25 protein-coding genes and 2 tRNA genes are annotated in these 23,038 nt (G+C 63.1%); 19 read left to right on the top strand and 8 right to left on the bottom strand.

Going from position 1 to position 23,038, the window contains the following annotated elements; all coding sequences use genetic code 11:
* Positions 1 to 114: 114 nt before the first annotated feature.
* From HCN50_RS22070 to HCN50_RS22060, 3 genes are all read right to left on the bottom strand, one after another.
* Positions 115 to 2,235: a methyl-accepting chemotaxis protein gene (locus HCN50_RS22070; RefSeq protein ID WP_171711768.1), complete on the bottom strand. Its 2,121-nt coding sequence runs from the start codon at positions 2,233 to 2,235 to the stop codon at positions 115 to 117.
* A gap of 212 nt (positions 2,236 to 2,447) precedes the next feature.
* Positions 2,448 to 3,173, bottom strand: a complete 726-nt coding sequence (locus HCN50_RS22065) for an outer membrane protein (RefSeq protein ID WP_171711767.1) — start codon at positions 3,171 to 3,173, stop codon at positions 2,448 to 2,450.
* 224 nt (positions 3,174 to 3,397) lie between these two features.
* Positions 3,398 to 3,703, bottom strand: a complete 306-nt coding sequence (locus tag HCN50_RS22060; RefSeq protein ID WP_235977139.1) for a helix-turn-helix domain-containing protein — start codon at positions 3,701 to 3,703, stop codon at positions 3,398 to 3,400.
* A gap of 117 nt (positions 3,704 to 3,820) precedes the next feature.
* Between HCN50_RS22060 and HCN50_RS22055 the strand changes: the two genes are divergently transcribed.
* On the top strand, positions 3,821 to 4,054 hold the full coding sequence (locus HCN50_RS22055) for a hypothetical protein (protein ID WP_171711765.1): 234 nt from the start codon (positions 3,821 to 3,823) through the stop codon (positions 4,052 to 4,054).
* Here HCN50_RS22055 and HCN50_RS22050 read toward each other — a convergent pair.
* Both HCN50_RS22050 and HCN50_RS22045 read right to left on the bottom strand, forming a co-directional pair.
* A complete protein-coding gene (locus HCN50_RS22050; RefSeq protein WP_171711764.1) occupies positions 4,051 to 5,514 on the bottom strand; it encodes a GH1 family beta-glucosidase in 1,464 nt (487 codons plus the stop codon). The two genes, HCN50_RS22055 and HCN50_RS22050, sit on opposite strands and share 4 nt — an antisense overlap.
* A gap of 12 nt (positions 5,515 to 5,526) precedes the next feature.
* The gene (locus tag HCN50_RS22045; protein ID WP_171711763.1) at positions 5,527 to 6,498 is read right to left on the bottom strand and encodes a glycoside hydrolase family 16 protein; all 972 of its coding nucleotides are present in this window, start codon (positions 6,496 to 6,498) and stop codon (positions 5,527 to 5,529) included.
* Between the two features lie 335 nt (positions 6,499 to 6,833).
* Here HCN50_RS22045 and HCN50_RS22040 point away from each other — a divergent pair, with 335 nt between their 5' ends.
* Entirely contained in the window at positions 6,834 to 7,871 is a 1,038-nt protein-coding gene (locus HCN50_RS22040; protein WP_171711762.1) for an HD-GYP domain-containing protein, read from the top strand.
* A gap of 496 nt (positions 7,872 to 8,367) precedes the next feature.
* On the opposite strand, the gene HCN50_RS22035 is transcribed toward HCN50_RS22040, so the two are convergent.
* Complete coding sequence (locus tag HCN50_RS22035; protein WP_171711761.1) at positions 8,368 to 9,075, bottom strand: Crp/Fnr family transcriptional regulator; 708 nt, start codon at positions 9,073 to 9,075, stop codon at positions 8,368 to 8,370.
* A 454-nt stretch (positions 9,076 to 9,529) separates the two neighbouring features.
* Here HCN50_RS22035 and HCN50_RS22030 point away from each other — a divergent pair, with 454 nt between their 5' ends.
* Positions 9,530 to 9,907: a response regulator gene (locus HCN50_RS22030; protein WP_171711760.1), complete on the top strand. Its 378-nt coding sequence runs from the start codon at positions 9,530 to 9,532 to the stop codon at positions 9,905 to 9,907.
* 247 nt (positions 9,908 to 10,154) lie between these two features.
* Here HCN50_RS22030 and HCN50_RS22025 read toward each other — a convergent pair.
* A tRNA-Thr gene (locus tag HCN50_RS22025) sits at positions 10,155 to 10,229 on the bottom strand.
* A 313-nt stretch (positions 10,230 to 10,542) separates the two neighbouring features.
* On the opposite strand from HCN50_RS22025, the gene HCN50_RS22020 reads away from it, so the two are divergent.
* The 16 genes from HCN50_RS22020 (at position 10,543) to HCN50_RS21945 (ending at position 22,089) form a co-directional block, all read left to right on the top strand.
* Entirely contained in the window at positions 10,543 to 10,740 is a 198-nt protein-coding gene (locus HCN50_RS22020; protein WP_171711759.1) for a hypothetical protein, read from the top strand.
* 75 nt (positions 10,741 to 10,815) lie between these two features.
* Positions 10,816 to 12,522 carry an FAD-dependent oxidoreductase gene (locus tag HCN50_RS22015; protein WP_376700310.1) on the top strand — a complete coding sequence of 569 codons (1,707 nt, stop codon included), beginning with the start codon at positions 10,816 to 10,818 and terminating at the stop codon, positions 12,520 to 12,522.
* A 227-nt stretch (positions 12,523 to 12,749) separates the two neighbouring features.
* The gene (locus tag HCN50_RS22010; RefSeq protein ID WP_171711757.1) at positions 12,750 to 13,250 is read left to right on the top strand and encodes a hypothetical protein; all 501 of its coding nucleotides are present in this window, start codon (positions 12,750 to 12,752) and stop codon (positions 13,248 to 13,250) included.
* 126 nt (positions 13,251 to 13,376) lie between these two features.
* A complete protein-coding gene (locus HCN50_RS22005; protein WP_171711756.1) occupies positions 13,377 to 14,201 on the top strand; it encodes an alpha/beta fold hydrolase in 825 nt (274 codons plus the stop codon).
* A 218-nt stretch (positions 14,202 to 14,419) separates the two neighbouring features.
* Positions 14,420 to 15,709, top strand: coding sequence for a UDP-N-acetylglucosamine 1-carboxyvinyltransferase (murA, locus tag HCN50_RS22000; RefSeq protein WP_171711755.1), 1,290 nt, complete (start codon positions 14,420 to 14,422; stop codon positions 15,707 to 15,709).
* Positions 15,710 to 15,750: 41 nt separating this feature from the next.
* Entirely contained in the window at positions 15,751 to 16,203 is a 453-nt protein-coding gene (locus HCN50_RS21995) for a DUF2948 family protein (protein ID WP_171712050.1), read from the top strand.
* Between the two features lie 152 nt (positions 16,204 to 16,355).
* Entirely contained in the window at positions 16,356 to 17,651 is a 1,296-nt protein-coding gene (gene hisD, locus HCN50_RS21990) for a histidinol dehydrogenase (RefSeq protein WP_171711754.1), read from the top strand.
* A complete protein-coding gene (locus tag HCN50_RS21985; RefSeq protein WP_171711753.1) occupies positions 17,648 to 18,151 on the top strand; it encodes a UPF0262 family protein in 504 nt (167 codons plus the stop codon). Before hisD ends, HCN50_RS21985 begins: the two co-directional genes overlap by 4 nt.
* Before the next feature lie 104 nt (positions 18,152 to 18,255).
* Complete coding sequence (locus tag HCN50_RS21980) at positions 18,256 to 18,723, top strand: arsenate-mycothiol transferase ArsC (RefSeq protein WP_171711752.1); 468 nt, start codon at positions 18,256 to 18,258, stop codon at positions 18,721 to 18,723.
* Between the two features lie 313 nt (positions 18,724 to 19,036).
* Positions 19,037 to 19,660, top strand: a complete 624-nt coding sequence (locus tag HCN50_RS21975; protein WP_171711751.1) for a Maf-like protein — start codon at positions 19,037 to 19,039, stop codon at positions 19,658 to 19,660.
* Positions 19,650 to 19,844 (top strand): DNA gyrase inhibitor YacG, encoded by a 195-nt coding sequence (gene yacG, locus HCN50_RS21970; RefSeq protein WP_171711750.1) that lies wholly within the window; start codon positions 19,650 to 19,652, stop codon positions 19,842 to 19,844. Before HCN50_RS21975 ends, yacG begins: the two co-directional genes overlap by 11 nt.
* Before the next feature lie 138 nt (positions 19,845 to 19,982).
* A tRNA-Phe gene (locus tag HCN50_RS21965) sits at positions 19,983 to 20,058 on the top strand.
* Positions 20,059 to 20,239: 181 nt separating this feature from the next.
* A complete protein-coding gene (locus tag HCN50_RS21960; protein ID WP_171711749.1) occupies positions 20,240 to 20,449 on the top strand; it encodes a hypervirulence associated TUDOR domain-containing protein in 210 nt (69 codons plus the stop codon).
* 12 nt (positions 20,450 to 20,461) lie between these two features.
* Positions 20,462 to 21,010, top strand: coding sequence for a DUF488 domain-containing protein (locus HCN50_RS21955; RefSeq protein ID WP_171711748.1), 549 nt, complete (start codon positions 20,462 to 20,464; stop codon positions 21,008 to 21,010).
* Between the two features lie 207 nt (positions 21,011 to 21,217).
* Positions 21,218 to 21,670, top strand: coding sequence for an NUDIX hydrolase (locus HCN50_RS21950; protein ID WP_235977171.1), 453 nt, complete (start codon positions 21,218 to 21,220; stop codon positions 21,668 to 21,670).
* The gene (locus HCN50_RS21945; protein WP_171711747.1) at positions 21,667 to 22,089 is read left to right on the top strand and encodes a DUF1810 domain-containing protein; all 423 of its coding nucleotides are present in this window, start codon (positions 21,667 to 21,669) and stop codon (positions 22,087 to 22,089) included. The genes HCN50_RS21950 and HCN50_RS21945 overlap by 4 nt, the downstream gene beginning before the upstream one ends.
* Before the next feature lie 518 nt (positions 22,090 to 22,607).
* Here HCN50_RS21945 and HCN50_RS21940 read toward each other — a convergent pair.
* The gene (locus HCN50_RS21940; protein WP_235977137.1) at positions 22,608 to 22,850 is read right to left on the bottom strand and encodes a hypothetical protein; all 243 of its coding nucleotides are present in this window, start codon (positions 22,848 to 22,850) and stop codon (positions 22,608 to 22,610) included.
* Between the last annotated feature and the right edge of the window lie 188 nt (positions 22,851 to 23,038).

Raw genomic sequence — 23,038 nt, 5'->3', positions numbered from 1 at the left:
CTAGCTGAAAAACGGGCTGGCTGTCATTCCGGGGCGATGCGTCAGCATCGAACCCGGAATCTCGAGATTCCGGGTCTGGTCCTTCGGACCATCCCGGAATGACGGCGTACGTCGTTAGGCAGCCCGGATATTCGTCAGGAACGCGTCGATTTCCTCGCGCAGCACGTCGGCCTCGCGGCGCAGCGCGTCGGAGGCGGTCAGCACCTGGCCGGCGGCAGTTCCGGCCTGGGCCGAGGCGCTGGAAACGCCGACGATGTTGGTGGAGACCTCGCTGGTGCCGCCGGCGGCATGCTGGATGTTGCGGGCGATCTCGCGCGTCGCCGCACCCTGCTCCTCGACCGCGGCCGCGATTGCAGTGGTCACCTCGTTGATCTCGGCGATCGTGCTGCTGATGTTCCGGATCGCGGAAACCGCCGTCTCCGTCACCGTCTGCATGCTGACGATCTGCTGGCGGATCTCGTCGGTGGCCTTCGCGGTCTGGTTGGCGAGGCTCTTCACCTCGGAGGCCACCACGGCGAATCCGCGCCCGGCATCGCCGGCGCGCGCCGCTTCGATGGTCGCGTTCAGCGCCAGCAGGTTGGTCTGCGAGGCGATGGTCTGGATCAGGTCGACCACCACGCTGATGCGCGCGGCGTTGTCGGCGAGCCCCTGCATGGTGGCGTCGGTGGCGCCGGCATCGTCGACCGCCTTGCGGGCGATCTCCGCCGAGGTGATGACCTGACGGCCGATTTCCTCGATCGAGGAGGACAATTCCTCGGTGCCGGACGACACGGTCTGCACATTGGCGGAAGTCTGCTCGGCGGCGGTCGCAACCGCCGTCACCAGTGCGCTGGATTGATCGGCGGTCGCCGACATGCTTTTCGCGGTCGATTGCATCGAGCCTGCCGCGGTCTGCAGGCTCTCGAGCGCGGTGCGGACGGTGCTTTCGAACTCGACAATACGGGCTTCCATGCGCGAGGCGCGCTCAGCCTTGGCGATGCGGTCCTTGTCCTGCTCGGCGGATAGCGCGCGACTCTGGATCATGCTTTCGCGGAACACCTGCAGCGAGTCGACCATCGCGCCGATCTCGTCCTGCTGGTGGCTTTGATAAACCTCCGATTCGAGGTCGCCGCTCGACAGCAATTGCATCGAGCGCTGCAGATTGCTGATCCGCCGCAGGATGTTGCGGCCGACATAGAGCCAGACGAACAGGATCGAGCCGACCAGGGTCGCGACGCCGAGGGCGAGCATGACGATGGTCCCGAACGAAATCTCCTGACGCGCCTGCCAGGCGGCCGCGTCGGTTTCCTTCTGCACGGCGTCGACGAGTTGCTGCACGCTGATGCCGAGGCCGACATTGAGCTTGCGGGTTTCCTCCAGAATGGTCTGGCCGTAATCGTCCGCGTCCAATTCCTGCTGGCGAACCTTGAAGATGCCGTTCTTGCCGTCGGCAAGCGCCAGCAGGTCCAGCGTTGCTGTCCGGACGACATTCATCGCCGTGGTCTTGGGCAACTGCTCGGCATTCGCCTTCACGCGCGCCTGCGCGGTGCGGAAGTCCTTCGCGATGGCCTCTAACGTATCACCATTGGTCGCCGAAAGCGCGGCGATCATGTCGAACGCCATCATATTGCCGCTGGCCGCGATGTCGGCGAGCTGGTCGGCGGTCTTGTGGGCCTTGATGGCGTCAGATTGGGAGAAGTTGGGCGCGGCGTAGATGCTGTAGAGGTCGGTTTGGGCGTCGATCGCGGCGGGGCCGGCGGCGGCGATGAAACGCCGCTGTGCCTTGCGCACGGCTTCGTAGAGTCGCTCGTGCTGCGCGGCCAGTTCGAGCCGCTCCTGCGCGGCCGCGCCGAGGCTCTTGATCACCTCATCGATGCTCTTCATGTTCTCGGTGAGCGCGGCAACCACCGCCTTGTCCGCACCGAGCTCGACGATCTCGCCGAGCTTCTGCAGCGCGACCGCCTGGGTCTCCTTCATTTTCCTGGTGCGATCGTTCAGCGCCTGTTCGCTGCGCGCGGCCAAAAGCGCCGGCCCCTGGCTGGCGAGGCTCGCGCTCTGCGCCGAGAGCTGCAGGCTGGCGGCGAGACGGGGGATGTCCCGTCCGCTTAAGTCCACCATGGTCCCGCCGAGCCGCCCGAGCATCAATCCTGCGCCGGCAGAGATGACGATCGCCATGCCGGCGATGACGGCGAAGGCGGCAAACAGACTGCCTCGAACACCGAAACCTTTGAATCGTGATTTGGACCGTGCCGTCATCTGCCCGCTTCCCCGTCTACGCTACCTTGGGATGTTCCCTCGGCGCGGCAGTATCGCGGTACCCGGTTAACAAGTTTGGAAAAACGGGACTATTTTCGCCATTATTTCGGCTCGTTTGCTGCACCGGGTTTTTTCGCACACCGGAAAACACAGCACCAACGCAAAAAGGCCGGCATGAAAGCCGGCCTTCTGCAATTCGCGGTTGAAAGCGCTCAGTAGCGGGCGGCCACCGGGCCTGCGAAGTTGAAGCGATAATTGACGCCGGCCTTTAGCGTATGGTCGTCATTGTGGAAGCTTCCGAACGGCGCCAGCGCGGCAGGGCTCACGAAGCGGGTGCTGCCGAAGTCGTAATACATGTATTCGCCTTTGACCGACCAGTTCGGGGCGAACATGTATTCGACGCCGCCACCGACGGTCCAGCCGTTGCTGTGGTTGCCGTCGAGCAGGAAGGGGATCGGCGCACCGGCCAGCGTCAGCCTCTCGCTGTTGTCGGAATAGGCGTAACCGCCTTTGACGTAGACCAGGCCCGGGCCCCAGGTGTAGCCGAGGCGGGCCGTGATCGAGCCGAGGCCGCGCTGGTCGTTGGTGTAGACGTAGCCGCCGGGGAAGGTGGCGGTGAGATTGTTCTTGCCGAGCCAGGAATACTGGCCCTCGGTGCCGAGCACCCAGTTCGGCGCGAATTGCCAGTCGATGCCGGCCTGAACGCCGCCGAGCAGGCGGGCGCTGGAATCGCTCAGCACCGCGCCGTTGAAATCGTGGCTGCCGGTGAACGCGCCGCCGAGATGGCCGCCGATATAGAAGCCGGTCCAGTTGTAGATCGGCGCCGCATAGGCGGGGGCCTTGTTGTAGTAGGGGCGCGCGCCGAGATCGGCGCCGACGGCCGGCACAGCGACGGTAAGGGCTGCGATGGCCACGAGGGCTGCGAGAATCTTCTTCATTGTGCTGGTCTCCGAAAACCGTTCGGCGACACCCCCATGCGGGGCGCCATCCATGGCCACGCACTTAGACAGCTTTTATCTAAAATGCTGTCACTCCGAGGTGACAGCAGGCTGTAACCCAACCCATTGGCCGACAAACGTTTTTTGTACTTAATGAAGGCCTAATCAAAGGTGAGCAAAGGCTTAATTTCGCGGAGCCGTTCGGCCTTCACGTTAAGCTTTGCTTAAGCAATGCGGCGCCGGACGTCGCTGCGCATCTGTTCGCGGAAGGCCTGCCGGCGCGCCGGGCGATCTTTTACCGGCACGTCGTGGCGGTCGAACACATTGAACATTTCGAGGATCGGATAGCGGTCGCTGGCCATCGCTAGGATGCGCAGGAGCTCGGCTACCGGGCCGGTCGGCCCGGTGACCTCCCATTTGCGGATGGTGTCGGCGCCATCGGACGCCGGGAGCCCGCAGAGTTTGGCCATGTCGGCTACCGACAACGGCTGGCCGATGGCCTCACCGAGATGCTGGCGAAGTTTCTTCAATTCGGCTCCGGTCACGGGTTCCCCATTACAACTCGACATTTGTGAAGTGCGTCACACACCAGATCGGACGCGAGGACTATACGCAGCCTATTAGGTTTCCTGATGAGGAGGATAACCATGCGCCGATTGCTTGAAAGCCTTACACCGGAGGCCCGCCAGATCTATTGGAAATGGGTCGGCGGCATGTTCGCACTCTATGTCGTCCTGATGCTCACTGCTGCCGGCGTATTCATCGGTCACGAATCACCGCGCAAGCTGGCGCAGGAACCGGCCACCGCTGTGGCAAGCGACGGCCAGCCGCGCGCCACGCCCGAGGCCGCATCGCCGCTGCGGCAGGCTGCGCGGTACTAGACGCCAATTGCGTTGCGCGCCACCACGTCGCGATAGAAAGCGACGCTGAGTTTTGGTGTCCGGCGCTGCGTCTCGAAGTCGACGTGGTAGAGCCCGAAGCGCTTTCCGTAACCGAAGATCCATTCGAAATTGTCCATCAGGCTCCAGAGGAAATAGCCGCGGATCGGCACGCCTTCCGACGTCGCGCGCTGCAATTGCCGCAAATAGTTGCGCAGATACATGATGCGATCGAGGTCGTAGACCTGGCCGTCGGCGTGCAGCTTGTCTTCTGACGAGGTGCCGTTCTCGCTGATATAGATGGTCTTTATGTTCCAGACTTTCGCCGCCAGCCGCGGCGCCCAGTAGATCGTCTCCGGTCCCACTCTGAGCCATTCCGAATTCATGTGCGGGAACGAGGCGGGAAACGGCAGCACGCTCCAGCCCGGCGCCTTGTCGGAAGCGGCGATATAGAATTGCGGCGCGTAGATGTTGAGACCGACGAAGTCGTTCGGCTCTGAAATGATCTTCAATTCAGAATCGGTGAATCTCGGCGCGTTCTTGCCGGCGAACCGCAGAAACCCGTCGGTGTATCTGCCTTCCAGGATGACGCCGAGGAAGCCTGAGTTCAGTTCGCGCGTCGCCATCTCGGCGGCGCGAACGTTTTCCGGCGTGTCGAATGCCGGCACGCAAGCCGCGATGTTTTCGGCCGGCCCCACTCTGGTGCCCGCGCGCCCCTGCGCGCGGATCGCCTGCACGGCAAGGCCATGCGCCAGTGCCACATGGTGACGGACCTGGTTGACTTCCGCGTCCGGCAGTTTGAGACCGGGAGCATCGATGCCCCATCCATAGCCGAAATTCACAAACCTTCCGGCTTCGTTGATCGTGAAGATCGATCTGACGCGATCGCTGATCCGCGCCGCTACATGGCCGGCATACTCCCCAAACGCTTTTGAGGTTTCGCTGGAGCGCCAGCCGCCGACCCTGTCTTCGAGCGCCTGCGGCAGATCCCAGTGATAGAGCGTCGCGTATGGCTCGATGCCCTGGTTGAGCAGTTCGTCGATGAGGCGGTCGTAGAAATCGAGGCCCTTGGGATTCGGCTTGCCCGTTCCTTCCGGAAACACCCGCGGCCAGGCGATCGAAAACCGGTAGGCCTTTGCACCCACTTCCCGGATCAGGCCGATGTCCTCCTTGTAGCGGTGATAGTGTTCGTTGGCGCGGTCGCCAGAGGTGCCGTCCTCGATCTTGCCCGGCGTGTGTGAAAATGTGTCCCAGATCGAGCGGCCGCGGCCGTCCTCGTTCACCGCGCCCTCGATCTGATAGGACGAGGTCGCGGTGCCCCATACGAAGTCCTTCGGAAAACTCGCCAGTGTGGGGCGGTCGGCTTCGGATTGCGCGGCGGCATCGACAGGGCGCGCGGCCATGCCGAGCGCCGACAGGCCGGCAAGCTTCGCAAAATGCCGGCGCGAGAATTTTCCGAACATCGTCATCTCCGGTCAGCGTTCGTCAATTTGGTAGGCGGATATGCTGTCGATCTCGAATGCGACGGTCGCCGGCGTTTCGCCGTCGACGAATCCGACACCCTCGAAAAATTTCGAACCCATGGCGAGATTGACGATCATGTACATCGGATCGTCGAAGCCGACCGGGACCTTGATCTCGGAGACCGGCTGGCGGTCGATGAAATAGGTGATGCGGTCCGGCTGCCACAGCACGCCATAGTTATGAAAAACGGTCGCTGCATCCGCGACCTTGACATCGAATCCGCAGGATTCGATGCGTTGTGTGGATGGAATCCGCCAATGCGTCGTCATCACGATATCGCCGGGCCGTTGTCCGCGGCCCTCCATAATGTCGACTTCCGGCGGCCAGCCGCCGTCATCGGCCAGCATCCAGAACGCCGGCCATACCGCGGTGCCGACCGGGACCTTGGCGCGGATTTCGAAGTATCCGTACTTCTGGGAAAACCGGCTCTGCGTCGTCAGCACGCCGGAAATATATTCATTGTTGAACAGCACGCTCTTCAGCGCCGGCGGGGTGCGGCTGGCTGTGATGGAGAGAATGCCGTCGTTGACGCTGAACGGATCGAGGCCGAGCGGCGCTGTTTCCCGCCCGCCATAACGCGGATCGACATAGATCTGCTGCTCGCCGTTCCAACTGGTCTTGCGCTTGAAATCGGAACCATCGCCGCCCCAATAGCGCGCTTCCGGCCAGGCGGCGCCGCCGGCGTAATGCGGTACCCACCTGTCGCCCTGCAGCGGATGGGTATCGAAATCGTCGTGGAAGGTCCGGTGCAAAGACACCGACGCAAATGAAGCGGGGTTCGGCGCCTCGACGCGGCGGCAGCGCTCGCCAAGCATGGCGGTCGCGACCTGCAGTGTGAGTTTGGCCGTTGCGTTGGCGAGATCGGCCTGCGCGAACGCCGGCACGGCGAACAGGCTGCCGGTCATGACCAAAGCGCACAGCATCGATCCCTCGGCCGCCGATTGGCTTAGAGACGACGGAAGATCGGTCACTGACGATGCCCTCGATCTGATGGTGTTCTGAACGCGATCTGATAGTGTTCTGAAAGGCGGACGGCGTACGTACCTCGTTTGAGGTACGTAGTTATACGGGGTGGAAGCTTAACGGCAAGGTAGCCCTGATGTCCGAGAGTAGGGTGAGTTAGAGCGTCTGATGCCGCTGGCGCCGAGTGTCGGCTCGGTCTTGCGAACCATCGGCAGAATTGCTCAATTTCTTTTCAGTTCTGCAATATCGAGAGAGACCGTTTCTTCATTATTGGTGCGTACGGATTCTTCCTGAAATGCTCGTCTATTTTGTCACAGACGAACCGACGAAGCTGCCTGCGATTCGTGCCATGCTCGAGCCGCAACACGCCGTCGTGCCGTGGGTGCTCGATAGCGACGGCACCGGCATCAGGGCGCATGGCGTGCTGATGGTCGACGTCGATTTGCGGCAGATGCCGCGCGCCGATCAGCTCAAGCTCATCCTGCAAGAGCTTACCGCGGTTCCGGAGCGGCTGTTTGTCGTTCCAGCCCACGCCCGTTCGATGGTGGCGCAGGCCTATGCGCTTGGCGCGACCGCGGTCATTTCGCGCGCCAAGGAAGCTGTCCCCAAGATCGCGCAGATCGAATACGCGGAATCTGCCGCGGAGGCCGCCGCGGATCCGGCACTGGCGATGGACTCCGGCGCGGCCGCCTTCGCCTCGATGTTTTCGAACGTGCGCCTCGGCAGGCCCCTGAAGGTTGCGGATGCGAAGCGCGCGACGTCAGAGATCGTGCAGCGCGTCGGACAAGACGGGCTTTCGACATGGCTCGACGAGGTCCGGCGCTATCACGAGGGCACGTTTCAGCACTGCCTGCTGGTAACAGGCGTCGCGGTCGCCTTTGCGCTGGATGTCGGATTCTCCGAGCGAGACGTATCGCGGCTCGGCATGGCAGCAACCCTTCACGACATCGGCAAGGCGCGCATCCCGCTGTCGATCCTGGATAAACCGGGACGCCTCGATCCCGACGAGGAAGCGATCATCCGGCGTCATCCCGCGATCGGATATGATCTGTTGAGGGGCGTCGCCGGCATCAGCCCGGAGATCCTGGACGGTGTGAGGCATCATCATGAGTATCTGGATGGCTCCGGCTATCCGGATGGACTGAAGGCATCGCAGATTTCCGATCTGGTCCGGTTGCTGACGATTTCAGACATCTTCGCGGCGCTGATCGAGTCGAGGCCGTACAGGGCGCCGATGCCACGGCCCGACGCCTACGAGATCCTGCGCAGCATGGAAGGCAAGCTGGAGGGAGCGCTGCTCAGGGCGTTCCGCAATGTCGCGCTCGGGTCGTGAACATCGGCTTTGCGCTAGTTGGTCGGGCTGTTGGCGCCAGCATTTGCCGTCGAGCTTCTTGTCGAACGCCTCTATTTGGCTTGGCAGCGGCGTTACCTCTTCTGATCGGCCGGCAAGTTTTCAATGACCTAGGAGGCTGCAGCCCGGGCGATGTCAGCCATTCGTTGATGTGAGCGGCCGTACTTGCTTGTCGGGCTCGCCGTAGAAGCAGTTCGCGGGCAGTGCGCGGAGGAAGCTTGTCTGCTGCCTCCTGAAAGCGTTGAGCCTCTTCTGCTAGCCGCTCTTCAAAAGTCTTCGCGTGTTTGACCCGTCTCCGCCGTTGATCCATCGGGTCCTCCTCACTCCTGCCTTGGTCACTCCAGGTAATCAAAGACCCTTGGGCCGCCGCGTCTGTCCGGCGGCCGACCAATCAAGCCGGCCATCGCAGCGGATTATGAGCTTTATCAGCGGCCGCGCCGCACGAGCTGCGGCGACTTCCGCGAGACGGTCTGTCCGCTCAATTTGCCAGAGTGGCCTCATGCTCGACGAGCGTCTGATAGCATTCGCAAGACAGCCGCTCTAACGCGCCGCGGTCCAGTATTTTAATGACGCCGCGCGAATAGGTGATAATGCCTTGCTCCTGGATCCTGACGGCCACCTCTGTCACAGAGGTCCTACGGACTCCAAGCATGTCGGCAAGGAGCTCTTGCGTCAGCGTGACGGTATCACCTGCCGCTCGATCGGCTGACTGCAATAGCCAGCGACAAAAGCGCTGATCGATTTGATGCAGCGCATTGCACGCCGCAGTGATGCGGGCCTGATTTAGCAGCACTTCATTGTAGTTGATGCAGATGTCCCGTACCTGTGGGCTTGAGGCGACGGCTCTCCTGAAAGCTGCCGAGGATATCCTGCTGGCTGTCATCGACAACTGAACGTTCACGCGGACAAGCGATTTGTAGAGACCCAACCCCGCCATTGCGCCGACCACACCCTCACGTCCGACTGTTGCGGTCTCGATAGACTTGCCGTCGCGCATCACGGAGAGCAATGAAAACATGCCGTTGTGAGGGAAATAGACCTGTTCAACCTCGCCGCCGGCTTCATAGACGGACGTACCTTGAGGTAGCATAACGGTCGTAAGATGAGCCGCGACTGCCTCAAACGCGCTGCGCGGCAGCGAGGCGAGCAGCTTGTTGTCCAGCGGCGTGGTTGAAGGCGCGTGCAATTGCGGTGTCCATGCCCGGTCGGTCGGGCGATCTACCGCAGATGATGGATGCGAGCTCCGAGGGGACGCTCCGCGGGATCAAGTTACAGTAAAAAACACTGATGGTCCTTGTCCGTCCGGTTTCCGTCTCAGGACCAAGCTTGTGCCGAATCGCGTACAGGGCCTGCCTGTAAGGTCGCCGGTGCTTTCTATCGGAAAGCTGTGTCGTCAGAGCCCTCAACTGTCGGAAGTCCGACACTGTCATCTAGACGGGCAAGAGCCATCCTGACGCGGCCTTTGGCTCTTCTTCCTGTGTATTGGGCGCTCCTTGGAACGAATAGTCAACAAGCGAATTGGCTCCTCGACACCGCCTACGTCCGATTTCCGACGTTAGGAATGGGGTGGAAGCGCACCTGCGGCAGGGACGCAGGTCTCAAAGCGCCAAGTTCGGCAATTCGACAGTTAGCAGGGTCCGATGGAGCATTTAGCTGGCCGTCGCCCGGTCGTGCTCGTCGTCGAGGACGAGGCGATGCTGCGATGGCATGCCGTAGCAATGATCGAGGATGCCGGCTTCGATGTGATCGAGGCGGCAAACGCGGCCGAGGCAATTGCCGTGCTCGAAGCACGAACAGATATTCGCGTGATCTTCACCGACATTCAGATGCCGGGTTCGATCGACGGCTTGCGGTTAGCCCACTTGGTGCGAAACCGCTGGCCGCCGATCAAGATCATCGCGACCTCGGGTCGGCTCCGGCTCCGCGACTGTGAACTCCCCGAGGGAGGACGGTTCTTGACCAAGCCCTACAGCGTGAACGAGATCACCGGGACGCTGCGCGAGCTGATGGGTGCATAGGACGCGGAGACTGAAAGCGCCACAGGCTTGCTCCAAAGGCAATGTAAGGTTCGTCCTCAAAGCCGTTCGGCAAAAACCTTGTAGAGCTCACCCGAGAAAGTGCTGATTTGTTGAATAGAGACGCTTGGCAGGGCAGGCCATTCGTAGAACATCGCGCAGTCCTGGGTGCATCGCAGCCGTGGGTCTATCACGCCCAGCGCGAAATGCTCACGTCGTTCAGCAGCTCGTTGGTGCCGATAGGAAGAGATGGTGCTGCCAGACAGGATTGAACTGTCGACCTCTCCATTACCAATGGAGTGCTCTACCACTGAGCTACGGCAGCATGCCTGGTATTCAGGAATCGGCCCTAGAGGCCCTCAGGCGGCCGGTTCTTGCCACAAGGGCCCCTTTGGTGCAAGCGCGCGGGCAGGCCGGGAGGGGCCCAAAATCGTCAAAAATCGGCACAGGCGGCATCAACGGGGACAACTTCGGGCCAATCCGGTTCCCGTCCCTCCACCTCTTGACCTCGAAGTACGTGGAATCGGAGTTCAGCGGCGAGAGAGCGATGCGGCCTCGCCCGGCGCGCCTGCTCCACTGGGCAGTGCACAGATGTCGCGGTTTGGTTATGCTTTGCGATCGCGGTTATTGGGTCGGGCATGAAGGGCGATCGAGGCAAGGACACGGGAAAAACCGGCGCGGCTGTGAAGGACTCGCGACGCGACCGGCTGAAGCTGGCGTTGCGCGAAAACCTCAAGCGGCGGAAGGCGCAGGCCCGCGGGCGCAGCGATGCCGGACCTTCCGAAAGTGCCGATACGTCCCTAAATGACGCCAGCGGAGAAAAGCCGGGCGCGTAAGCGTCGAGACAAAATTCGCCCACGCTGCCCTGGCACGCTCTCTGCACCGTTCTGTTTCTTTTTTGGGCGATGACAATGAGTGCAGATACCACGACCGGTCCGGCGGCCGGCGTCAATGCTTACGCGTTTCCACGTCATGAGCAGACTTTTCCGGTCCTGATGCCTCAGGAAATCGAGCGCATGCGCCGGTTCGGGGAATTGCGGAGCTATCGGGACGGCGAAGCCCTGTTCGAGACCGGCAAGGTCGGTCCCGGCATGTTCGTGGTGCTGTCAGGCACGGTCGCCATCACCCAGCGCGATGGCCTCGGTCACATCACGCCGGTCATCGATCAGGGGCCCGGACAATTCCTGGCCGAAATCGGCCAGCTTTCCGGCCGCGTCGCCCTTGTCGACGGCCATGCCGACGGCGACGTCGAAACGCTGCTGATTCCGCCGGATCAGTTGCGCGCGCTTCTGGTTGCCGAAGCCGAACTCGGCGAGCGCATCATGCGCGCGCTGATCCTGCGCCGGGTCAGCCTGATCCAGGGCGGCGCCGGCGGCCCGGTGCTGATCGGCCCGACCTCGCTCGGTGACATGGCGCGGCTGCAGAATTTCCTGGGACGTAACGGCCAGCCGCATCACGTGCTCGATCCCGCCACCGACAAGGACGCCGCCGACCTCGTCGCGCGCTATGCCACGTCGCGCGCCGACCTGCCCTTGGTCGTGTGTCCCGACGGGACGGTGCTGCGCAACCCGTCGGAGCCGGCGATTGCCTATGCGATCGGCATGATCGGCGAGCACAACCATGAAAAGCTTTATGACGTTGCGGTCGTCGGCAGCGGGCCGGCGGGGCTGGCCACCGCCGTCTATGCGGCCTCCGAAGGATTGTCGGTCGCCGTGTTCGATGCGCGCGCCTTCGGCGGCCAGGCCGGCGCCAGCGCCAGGATCGAAAACTATTTGGGCTTTCCGACCGGCATTTCCGGCCAGGCACTCGCCGGACGTGCCTTCAACCAGGCGCAAAAATTCGGCGCCGAGATGCTGATCCCGGTCTCGATCAGGTCGCTCGATTGCAGCCGCAACGACGGCGTCTTTGCACTGGCGACCGACTGCGGAAAGTCGATGCGCGCCAAATCCGTCGTGGTGGCGAGCGGGGCACGTTATCGCCGGCCCGAGATCGCAAATCTCGAAAAATTCGAGGGACGCGGCGTCTGGTACTGGGCCTCGCCGATCGAGGCGAAGCTGTGCATCGGGCAGGATGTCGTGCTGGTCGGCGGCGGCAACTCCGCAGGTCAGGCCGCGGTGTTCCTGTCCGGCCATGCGCGCAAGGTCTACATGATCATCCGCGGCGGCGGGCTCGGGGCCAGCATGTCACGCTATCTGATCGAGCGCATCGAGGCGACTGACAACATTGAACTGATATTCAACGCCGAAGTGGTCGGCCTCGAGGGTGATGAAGACGCCTCGCTGGCGCGCGTGCGCTGGCGCAGCCGCCTCGCGCCCGAGGAGCACTCGCTCGACATCCGCAATCTCTTCTTGTTTGTTGGCGCCGATCCTGCAACCGGCTGGCTCGAGGGCTGCGGCGTCATGGTCGATCGCGGCGGCTTTGTCGTGACCGGCGCGCAATGCACGCAGAAAGACGGGCCACCGGCGTCGCCGCTGGAGACGTCCGTGCCGGGCGTGTTCGCGGTCGGCGACGTGCGCTCCGGCTCCGTCAAGCGTGTCGGTGGTGCGATCGGCGAGGGCGCGCAGGTGGTGGCCGCGCTGCATGGCTATCTGGCCGATGCCATGAAACCGGCGCTATGATGCGGCATGGCGTGACGCGATGACGAGAAAGGATTGCAGCCATTAGATTCAATTCTTCCGCGTCTTCTCTGCGGGCATTTGTCACAAGTCTGCAAATATTTCGTGCATCATACTACTTTGGTTGATGCGTCATTCATGCCTGCCTTGCCGCTGCCGCACGCGATGATTGTGGAAATATTCCATGCCGCGTCGTAACGTCTGCGAAGTTTCCAACGAGGGGGCGCATCATGATTTTGGGGATGAGTTTGGCGACATTTGTTCTCGTGCATGTCATCATCAGCCTGATCGCCATCGTGGCGGGCCTGGTCGTGATGTTCGGCATGCTCGGCTCGAAGCAGATGCCTGGCCTGACCGCGATCTTCCTGGTGTTCACGATCCTGACCAGCGCGTCGGGCTTTCTGATCCCGCCGCTATTGTCCGACAAGCTGTTGCCCTCGCACATGATGGGCATTCTGTCGCTGGTGCTGCTGGCGATCGCCTGCTTTGCGCTGTACGGCATGAAGCTCAACGGCGCCTGGCGCTGGATCTACGCGCTGACCGCGCTGGTCTCGCTCTATCTCAACGTATTCGTGCTGGTGATCCAGAGCTTCCTGAAAGTGCCGGTGCTGCACGCGCTGGCGCCGAGCGTGCCGCCGGCCGAGCCGCCATTCGCCGTGGTTCAGGGCATCGTGCTGGTGTTCTTCGCCGTCGTGATCATCGGCGTGCTCCGGCGCTACCGGCCGGCGTGACAGCTTGATCGTCATTCCGGGATGGTGCGCCAGCACCAGACCCGGAATCTCGTTCAACAACATCCAGATTCGTCCACGCGAAGACGCGTGTCCCGGAATGACGGCCTAACAAGAGGAGAATTCGTAATGCCCACCATATCAACCAAAGACGGCGTCGAGATCTTCTACAAGGATTGGGGCAAGGGGCAGCCCATCGTGTTCAGCCACGGTTGGCCGCTCTCGGCCGACGACTGGGACGCGCAGATGCTGTTCTTCCTCAACAACGGGTTTCGCGTGATTGCCCATGACCGGCGCGGCCATGGCCGCTCCAGCCAGGTCGCCGACGGCCACGACATGGATCACTATGCCGACGACCTCGCGGCGCTGACCGCGCATCTCGATTTGAACAATGCCGTTCACGTCGGCCATTCCACCGGTGGCGGCGAGGTGGTGCACTACATCGCCCGCCACGGCGAGAGCCGGGTCGCGAAGGCCGCGATCATTGCGGCGGTGCCGCCGCTGATGGTGCAGACGCCGGCCAATCCGGGCGGCTTGCCGAAACAGGTCTTTGACGGCATGCAGGCGCAGCTCGCGGCCGGTCGCTCGCAATTCTATCGCGATATCGCCGCCGGCCCGTTCTACGGCTACAACCGACCGGGCGCCAAGCCGTCCGAAGCCGTGATCGAGAACTGGTGGCGGCAGGGCATGATGGGCGGCGCCAAAGCGCATTACGACGGCATCGTCGCCTTCTCGCAGACCGACTTCACCGAGGATCTCAAGAAGATCACCGTTCCCGTGCTGGTGATGCATGGCGACGACGACCAGATCGTGCCGTACGAAGACTCCGCGCCGCTGTCGGCGAAGCTTCTGAAGAACGGCACGCTAAAGACCTACAAGGGCTTCCCGCACGGCATGCCGACGACGGAGGCGGAGACTATCAACGCCGATCTGCTGGCGTTTATCAAGGGCTGAGCGTCCGCGCGTGAGCGTCATTCCGGGGCGCTCATGAAGTGAGCGAACTATGGGGCGCCCTCGCGCAACTGAGAATCTCGAGATTCCGGGTTCGATGCTAACGCATCGCCCCGGAATGACAGCCTGTGGCCCTGAGCATCCACCCCATCAAATCGCCGCAAATCTCACCGCTTCTGCTCCTGACGCGCGCTCATAATTTGTGCAGACCAGGGGGTGGCATGGACCGCATTCGTATTGTCGGCGGCAGCAAGCTCAACGGCACCATCGCGATTTCGGGCGCGAAGAATGCGGCTCTGCCGCTGATGATCGCAGCCCTCCTCACCGAGGATACGCTGATCCTGGACAACGTGCCGCGGCTGGCCGACGTCGCGCAATTGCAGCGCATCCTCGGCAATCACGGCGTCGACATCATGTCCGCGGGCAAGCGGCCGGGCGACCGCGCCTACCAGGGCCAGACCCTGCATATTTCCGCGGCTGACATCATCGACACCACGGCGCCTTATGAACTGGTGTCGCGGATGCGCGCCAGCTTCTGGGTGATCGCGCCCTTGCTTGCGCGGATGCATGAAGCGAAAGTCTCGCTGCCCGGCGGCTGCGCCATCGGCACGCGGCCGGTCGATCTCCTGATCATGGCGTTGGAAAAACTCGGCGCCGAGCTCACCATCGACGGCGGCTATGTGGTCGCGAAGGCGCCCGGCGGCCTGCGCGGCGGTATAATCGATTTCCCCAAGGTGACGGTGAGCGGCACCCATGTGGCGCTGATGGCGGCAACGCTGGCCAAGGGCACGACCGTCATCACCAATGCCGCCTGCGAGCCGGAAATCGCCGATGTCGCCGATTGCCTGAACAAGATGGGCGCGCGCATCCTGGGGGCCGGCACGCCGCAGATCGTGGTCGAGGGAGTCGAGACGCTGCATGGCGCGCGGCACACCGCGCTGCCTGATAGAATCGAGGCCGGCACCTATGCGATGGCGGTCGCCATGACTGGCGGCGACGTGCAGTTGTCCGGCGCCCGGCCCGAGCTGTTGCAGTCGGCGCTCGACGTGCTGGCCGAGGCCGGCGCCGATATCACCATCAATAATGGCGGCATCCGGGTCGCCAGGAATGGCGCCGGCCTCCGCCCGGTGACGGTGTCGACCGCGCCGTTCCCGGGTTTCCCGACCGACCTGCAGGCGCAATTGATGGCACTGATGGCCTGCGCCGGCGGCTCCTCGCAGATCACCGAGACGATTTTCGAGAACCGTTTCATGCATGTGCAGGAACTGGCGCGGTTCGGTGCGCGTATATCGCTGGACGGCGAGACCGCGACCATCGACGGCGGCGCAAAACTGCGCGGCGCGCCTGTGATGGCGACCGATCTGCGCGCGTCGGTTTCGCTGGTTATCGCAGGACTTGCCGCCGAGGGCGAAACCATGGTCAACCGCGTCTATCATCTGGACCGCGGCTTTGAGCGGCTGGAGGACAAGCTTTCGGCCTGCGGTGCGTCGATCGAGCGCATCAGAGATTGAATACGATCGAAGACCAGCGAGGCATTAGCGAGATTCTTGGGATGCCAGCGGACCCGCTCAAACTGATCGCGCTCGACGCCGACGATCTCGCCGTCATATCGGCCCATGTGCAGGATGCCCGCGTCCAGGCCGCCGATATCGTCTGGCGGCAGGACCAGAAGCGGCTGGTGGTGGGCCTGGACCGGCTGGACTGGGAGCAGACGCTGTCGGGTGGAACCGAGCCGCGCCGCTCGATAGCGGCGCTGCGCTTCGACCGGGTTCTGGCCTGCAAGTCGCGCAATATCGATCTGCAGCAGCCCCAAGCGGTGCTGGAACTGGTCGGAATCGAATTTCACCCCGGCGAGGCCCCCGCCGGCAGCGCGCTGTTGCTGTTTGCCCACGGCGGCGCGCTGCGGCTCGACGTCGAATGCCTGGAATGCGAGCTGACCGACCTCGGCACCGACGATCTCGGCACCAGCGACCTCGCGATCGCGCCGCTGGGGCCGGAGGGGTGACAATCCGTCATTCCGGGTTCGATGCTGCGCATCGCCCCGGAATCACGGTGCATCCCAACCCCCATTCGCCCCAACCCGGGACAGCAAGGGTTGACGGCCCCTGGCTGCCGCGCCATTGAGCATGGGCCTCCGACGTCTCCCAGAAAGCCGCCATGCCCGTTCGTCTGGATACCAGCAGCGCCGATTTCGGTTCACGATTTGCGCAATTCCTCGCCGCCAAGCGCGAGGTTTCGGCCGATGTCGAGCGCGCCACCAGGGCCATCATCGAGGACGTGGCGGCGCGCGGCGATGCCGCCCTGATCGAGGCGACCGGGAAATTCGACCGGCTCGAGCTCGACGCGGCCGGCTTGCGCGTGACCACGGCCGAGATCGACGCTGCCGTGGAGACCTGCGACGCCGCCACCGTCGATGCCCTGAAATTCGCCCGCGACCGGATCGAGGCCTTCCACCTCAGGCAACTGCCGAAGGATGAGCGCTTCACCGATGCGCTGGGCGTCGAGCTCGGCTGGCGCTGGAGCGCGGTCGACGCGGTCGGCCTCTACGTGCCCGGCGGCACCGCGGCCTATCCATCGTCGGTCTTGATGAATGCCGTGCCGGCCAAGGTCGCCGGCGTGCCTCGCGTCGTCATGGTGGTGCCGGCGCCGGACGGCAAGCTCAACCCGCTGGTGCTGGCGGCTGCCCATCTCGGCGGCGTCTCCGAAATCTACCGCGTCGGCGGCGCGCAGGCGGTGGCGGCGCTGGCCTATGGCACGGCGACGATCGCGCCGGTCGCCAAGATCGTCGGCCCCGGCAACGCCTATGTCGCCGCCGCCAAGCGGCTGGTGTTCGGCAAGGTCGGCATCGACATGATCGCCGGTCCCTCGGAAGTGCTTGTCATCGCCGACGACACCGGCAACGCCGGCTGGATCGCCGCCGATCTGTTGGCGCAGGCCGAGCATGACGCGAGCGCGCAGTCGATCCTGATCACCGACAGCGCGGGCCTCGCCGCCGACGTCGAGCGCGTGGTGGAGTCGCAATTGGCGACGCTGCCCCGCGCCGATATCGCGCGGGCCTCGTGGAACGATTTCGGCGCCATCGTTATGGTCAACAAGCTCGACGACGCCGTGGAGCTGGCGAATGCGATCGCGGCCGAGCATCTGGAAATCATGACCGCGGACGCGGAAGCGCTCGCGGCCAAGGTCCGCAATGCCGGCGCGATCTTTCTTGGGCCCCATACGCCGGAGGCGATCGGCGACTATGTCGGCGGCTCCAACCACGTGCTACCGACCGCCCGCTCGGCGCGGTTTTCGTCCGGGCTCGGCGTGCTAGACTTCATGAAGCGCACCTCGATTCTCAAATGCGGGCCGGACCAGTTGCGCGCGCTGGGGCCTGCTGCGATGACCTTGGGCAAGGCCGAGGGTTTGGACGCCCACTCACGCTCCGTCGGATTGCGCCTCAATTTGCCATGAACAAGCCGCCGCCAGACGATGACCAGCACAACCGCATCGTCGCGGTGACGCTTGACGAGGAATCGATCGGCCGTTCCGGTCCGGATATCGAGCATGAGCGCGCGATCGCGATCTATGATCTGATCGAGCAGAACTTGTTCGCGCCGGAAGGGGCGGTGCCGGGGCCGTATACGCTGCACATCGCCATTACCGGCAACCGGCTGATGTTCGACATCCGCCACGAGGACGGCACGCCGGTGGTCGCGCATTTGCTGTCGCTGACGCCGTTCCGGCGGATCGTGAAGGATTATTTCATGATCTGCGACAGCTACTACCAGGCGATCCGCACCGCCACCCCCGACAAGATCGAGGCGATCGACATGGGCCGCCGCGGCATCCACGACGAAGGCTCGCGCACGCTGCAGGAGCGGCTGAAGGGCAAGGTGCGCGTCGATTTCGAAACCGCGCGCCGCCTGTTCACGCTGATCTGCGTGCTGCACTGGAAGGGGCAGGACGCATGACGCCGAGCCAAAGGTCCGCGCTAGCGAAAGGTGCGAAGCGGCTTTCGGATCACGTCATGCGTGAAAGAAGAAGCATGATGTCGCACAGCCGGATTTCGTAACGCATGGAGGCGCCGCTCCGCGCCCGCCATCCGCAGGCCGTGCTGTTTGCATGCGGCCTGAACAGCGTCCGTTCGCCGATGGCGCAAAGCCTGCTGCAGCAGATGTTTCCGCAAGGCCTCTATGTCAGGTCCGCCGGCGTCAAGAAGGGCGAGCTCGATCCGTTCGCGGTCGCCGTGATGGCCGAGCTAGGCCAGGACATTTCCGGCCACAAGCCGATCACGTTCGAGGAGCTCGAGGATTGGGAAGGGCTCAATTTCGATCTCATCATCACACTGTCGCCGGAAGCCCACCACAAGGCGCTGGAGCTGACGCGCACCATGGCCGCCGACGTCGAATACTGGCCGACGCCCGACCCGACTGACGCGGAAGGCAACCGCGAGCAGAAGCTCGCCGCCTATCGCGAGGTCTGCGACGGCCTGCTGCTGCGCATCCGCCGCCGTTTTTCCAGGGCGGGCGCGCCGAGCGGGTAGATGGTCGCCCGCGTTTCCCTTCACCCTCCCCTGGAGGGGAGGGTCGCCGCTCATGAAATGAGCGGTGGGGTGGGGTGACGGTCTCTCCGCTCGGAACAGCGCCCGAGTTGAGAGACCGTCACCCCACCCCGTCCCGCATTTCGCTGCGCTCCATGCGAGCCGACCCTCCCCCTCCAGGGGACGGTAAGCAAGAACGGTCAGCCAGAAACGAAAGTGCCCTCAATCACTTGCCCCCCGGTTGTGGAATGGAGTGCCTTCCGATAGTTTCCGCGCGCGCGATCCCACCCGAATCCTTATCCCCGACAAACTCCGCATGCTTGGCCGTCCCAAACTCGTTCTTGCTTCCGGTTCGCCGCGGCGGCTCAGCCTGCTCAACCAGGCGGGCATCGAGCCTGATGCGCTGCGCCCGGCCGATGTCGATGAGACGCCGAAGCGGGGCGAACTGCCGCGCGCCTGCGCCAACCGCCTGGCGCGGGCCAAGGCCGATGCGGCGCTGAAATCCGTGCATCTGGACGACGAGCTGCGCGGCGCCTTCATTCTCGCCGCCGATACCGTCGTCGCGGTCGGCCGCCGCATCCTGCCGAAGGCCAATCTGGTCGACGAGGCCGCGCAGTGCCTGCGGCTGCTCTCGGGCCGCAATCACCGCGTCTACACCGCGATCTGCCTGGTGACGCCGAAGGAGGCGTTCCGCCAGCGCCTGATCGAGACCCGGGTGCGCTTCAAGCGGCTCAGCGAGGACGACATCCAGGCCTATATCGGTTCCGGTGAATGGCGCGGCAAAGCCGGCGGCTATGCCGTGCAGGGCATCGCCGGCTCCTTCGTGGTCAAGATGGTCGGCTCCTACACCAACGTGGTCGGGCTGCCGCTCTATGAATCGGTCACGCTGCTCGGCGGGGAGGGCTTTCCGATCCGGTTCGGCTGGCTCAATGCCGGCTAAGCCGCCCGAGGATGCCGGCGCGCCCAAGCCGCCGCCGAAACCCTGCCCGGTCTGCGGCAAGCCGGCCGATGCGGCCACGCTGCCGTTCTGTTCCAAACGCTGCCGCGACGTTGATTTGAACCGCTGGCTATCCGGCCATTACGTCATCCCCGGCCGCCCCACCGATCCCGAAGACGCGGAATAGCCGTGTTCTGCCAAATATTTGGGGATGGGACGCCAGGCGGGCAGCGCCCGGCGCAGCCAACGGCCAAGCCGGGTGGACACGGCCGCCCGACCTCTCTATAAACCGCCCGCTCGGTTCGGCCTTCGGCCCTTCGAGTATGCCCAGGTAGCTCAGTTGGTAGAGCATGCGACTGAAAATCGCAGTGTCGGTGGTTCGATCCCGCCCCTGGGCACCATTCCTGTCTCAATTCGGATTGGTCTGAGGTGAGGGCGCTATGCGCCATCGCGGAGCGCGATACCGCGACCAATCCTGCTCAGGAACCTGCTAGGTCCAAAAATCGTTTGGACCGGGCGAAGCTCATTTCATCGTCATAGCTCGTTCCTGGCCAGGTTTCCGCGCCTGAAGGACGCCTAAAAATGGCCAAGAGGTTCAAGATCGGCAATCATGTCAAATGGAATTCCGAGGCCGGTCGAGTCTCGGGAACGATCATCGCCATTCACACCCGTGATTTCGCTTACAAGGGTCGCGTGCGCCACGCCTCGCCGGACGATCCTCAATATAAAATCAAGAGCGACAAGACCGACCATATCGCAGCCCATAAGGGCAGCGCGCTCGATCATGCGTAGCGAAGGCAGCGCGTGACCCTTCCGTTCTTCACGATCGGCCATTCCAACCGAAGCCTCGAGGAGTTCGTTGCGCTCTTGACGGGAAACGGGATTGACCTCGTCACAGACATCAGAACCGTGCCGCGGTCGAGAACCAATCCGCAATTCAACAAGGATACGCTTCCCGAAATCCTGGCGTCCTTCGGCATCGCCTATGAGCATATGGCGGCCCTCGGCGGTCTTCGCGGCAAGGCACGAAGCCTGCCTCCGGCCGTCAACGGTTTCTGGACCAACGAGAGCTTTCATAACTATGCCGATTATGCACTGTCGGCGCAGTTTCGCGCGGGCCTCACGCATCTGCGCGACGAGGGACACCAGCGACGTTGCGCGATCATGTGTTCAGAAGCGGTATGGTGGCGCTGTCACCGTCGCATCGTCACCGACTATCTCATCGCGTGCGGGGAAACCGCTTTCCACATCATGGGGCATGGTCGCCTGGAGCCTGCCCGCCTTACTCAAGGCGCCGTCGTTCAACCTGACGGGACGATCGTTTATCCGGCTATGAATCAGCCGGACTCATGACCGCCGATGGATGCCGTTTGAGAATCGTGAACCGCAGAGGTTGTCAAAAAAGAAGGAAATCGTGGCGATGGTGATAGCAAGCTTAGCCCGGATGAGCGAAGAGACATCCGGGTTTTGGCCGCATATCGCTTTGCTCATGCGGGCCACTTGCTGGAGCAATGGTCATTGAAGGCGGCACGTCGACCGCCCCTGAGCGCGGGCATCCTGATGTACCGATGCAGCGGCACGGGGCTCGAAGTCCTCCTCGTGCATCCGGGCGGACCATACTGGCGACGCAAGGACGAGGGCGCATGGTCGATCCCGAAAGGAGAGATGGACGGAGAAGAGGATGCCAGCGCCGTTGCGAGGCGTGAATTCGCCGAGGAGACCGGCGTCGTGCTTGCGGGTCAGCCACTCGAACCGCTGGGCGAAATTCGCCAGCGTGCTGGAAAGCGGGTGATCGCCTTCGCCGTCGAGGGCGATCTCGATGTTCACGCCATCCGGAGCAATATGTTTGAGATCGAATGGCCGCCGAGAAGCGGCAAGATGCAGGCATTCCCGGAGATCGATCGTGCGGAATGGTTTGACCTCGCTGCTGCACGGGCGAAGATTCTCGAAGGGCAGCGGCCGCTGCTCGATCGCCTTGCCGAGCTTGTCGGCCAATCAGGAACGCCGCCATGAATGATCCGTTTGATCTGAAGCGTTTTGTCGATGCGCAAGCGCCGGTTTACCAGCGCGTCGTGGACGAGCTGAGCCGTGGCCGCAAGCAAAGCCACTGGATGTGGTTCATCTTCCCTCAGCTCGCCGGTCTCGGCTTTAGCGAAATGGCGGAACGCTATGCGATCACCTCGCGCGACGAGGCGATCGCCTATCTCAAGCACGATATCCTGGGGGCTCGGCTTCTCCAATGCACCGCTCTCGTCAACGCCGTTGAAGGCCACACCATCCGGGAGATTCTCGGCAGCCCTGACGATCTGAAGTTTCGCTCGTCGATGACCTTGTTCGCCTCGGTGTCTTCCGATCCCGCGTTTCCTGCCGCAATCGCCAAATACCATGGCGGTGTGGCCGATCGCCGAACGCTCGAGCTGCTTGGCCGTTAGGGCCTAAGCAAACGTAGCCCGGATGAGCAAAGCGATATCCGGATTTTCGTCGGTGTCGCCCCCGCACATCGCTCCGCTCATGCGGGTACCTGCCCCTTGCCAAAAACAAAAGACCCCCGGCGTAACCGCCGCGGGCCTTCACCTCAATGAGGGGATGCAACTCCCTCATCAATACCACTCGCCAGCGCAGCAATGCGCTATGAACCTGGCTCGCGCGCGAGACGTTCGGCTTTCAGGCGCTCAAAGTTGGCGCGGAAAGCTTCGTCCGCCGCTTTGCGTTCGCGGACTGCCTGCTCGGCATCGAGGCGGCGCTGCTCCGCCTTCGCGGCGCGCTCCTCTGCCGAGGTCGGGGGCTTCTCTCGGTGTTCAAAAGGATGCATGCCTATCAACGCGCCAAGCGAACCGAAGTTCCCTCATGTGACGGCCTCAGCCCCTTCCAATAGCTTTTGAGATATCTCGTTGTTCAAGCCCGTTGGCCTGCTGACGGCGCAAGGCATGCGCTCAGGAACGGCCTGTTCCTAGGAAGCCAGGGATATCAGTTGCTCCGCCCTGAAGCGCTGGTAGGCGCTGATGGCATTGTTCGAGAGCAGCAGGCGTCGCCGCTCGCCGCGCCTGATCATCGCTTCAATCGTATCGAGCAGATGATTGGCCGCGACGTCGGGGTTGCCGAGCTCGCCGGTTGCCTCGAGGTAGTCCCAGGCAATCTCGAAAGAGTCCGCAATCAGTTTTGCCAGCGTCTCGCGCATGACGGGCAACGTCATCGCGTCCGCTCTGTTCCTTCTGAAGCTCGAAAGAGCTTGCGCGCACATCCGCTTCGGCGATTGCGATGATTGATCTTGCAAGCGTGGCTCGTTTCAATTGCTGCACATGCGCAAACAGCCTTGAAGCCCCTGTTGGGACGCCGGCGGAGCCTGTCAACAGGCGCTCAGTCGCGCGATCCGTGGCTCAT

Source organism: Bradyrhizobium archetypum (assembly GCF_013114835.1).
Taxonomy (GTDB): Bacteria; Pseudomonadota; Alphaproteobacteria; order Rhizobiales; family Xanthobacteraceae; genus Bradyrhizobium; species Bradyrhizobium archetypum.
The sequence above is the reverse complement of the archived record's forward strand: the minus strand, read 5'-3'. Positions and strand labels throughout refer to the sequence as shown.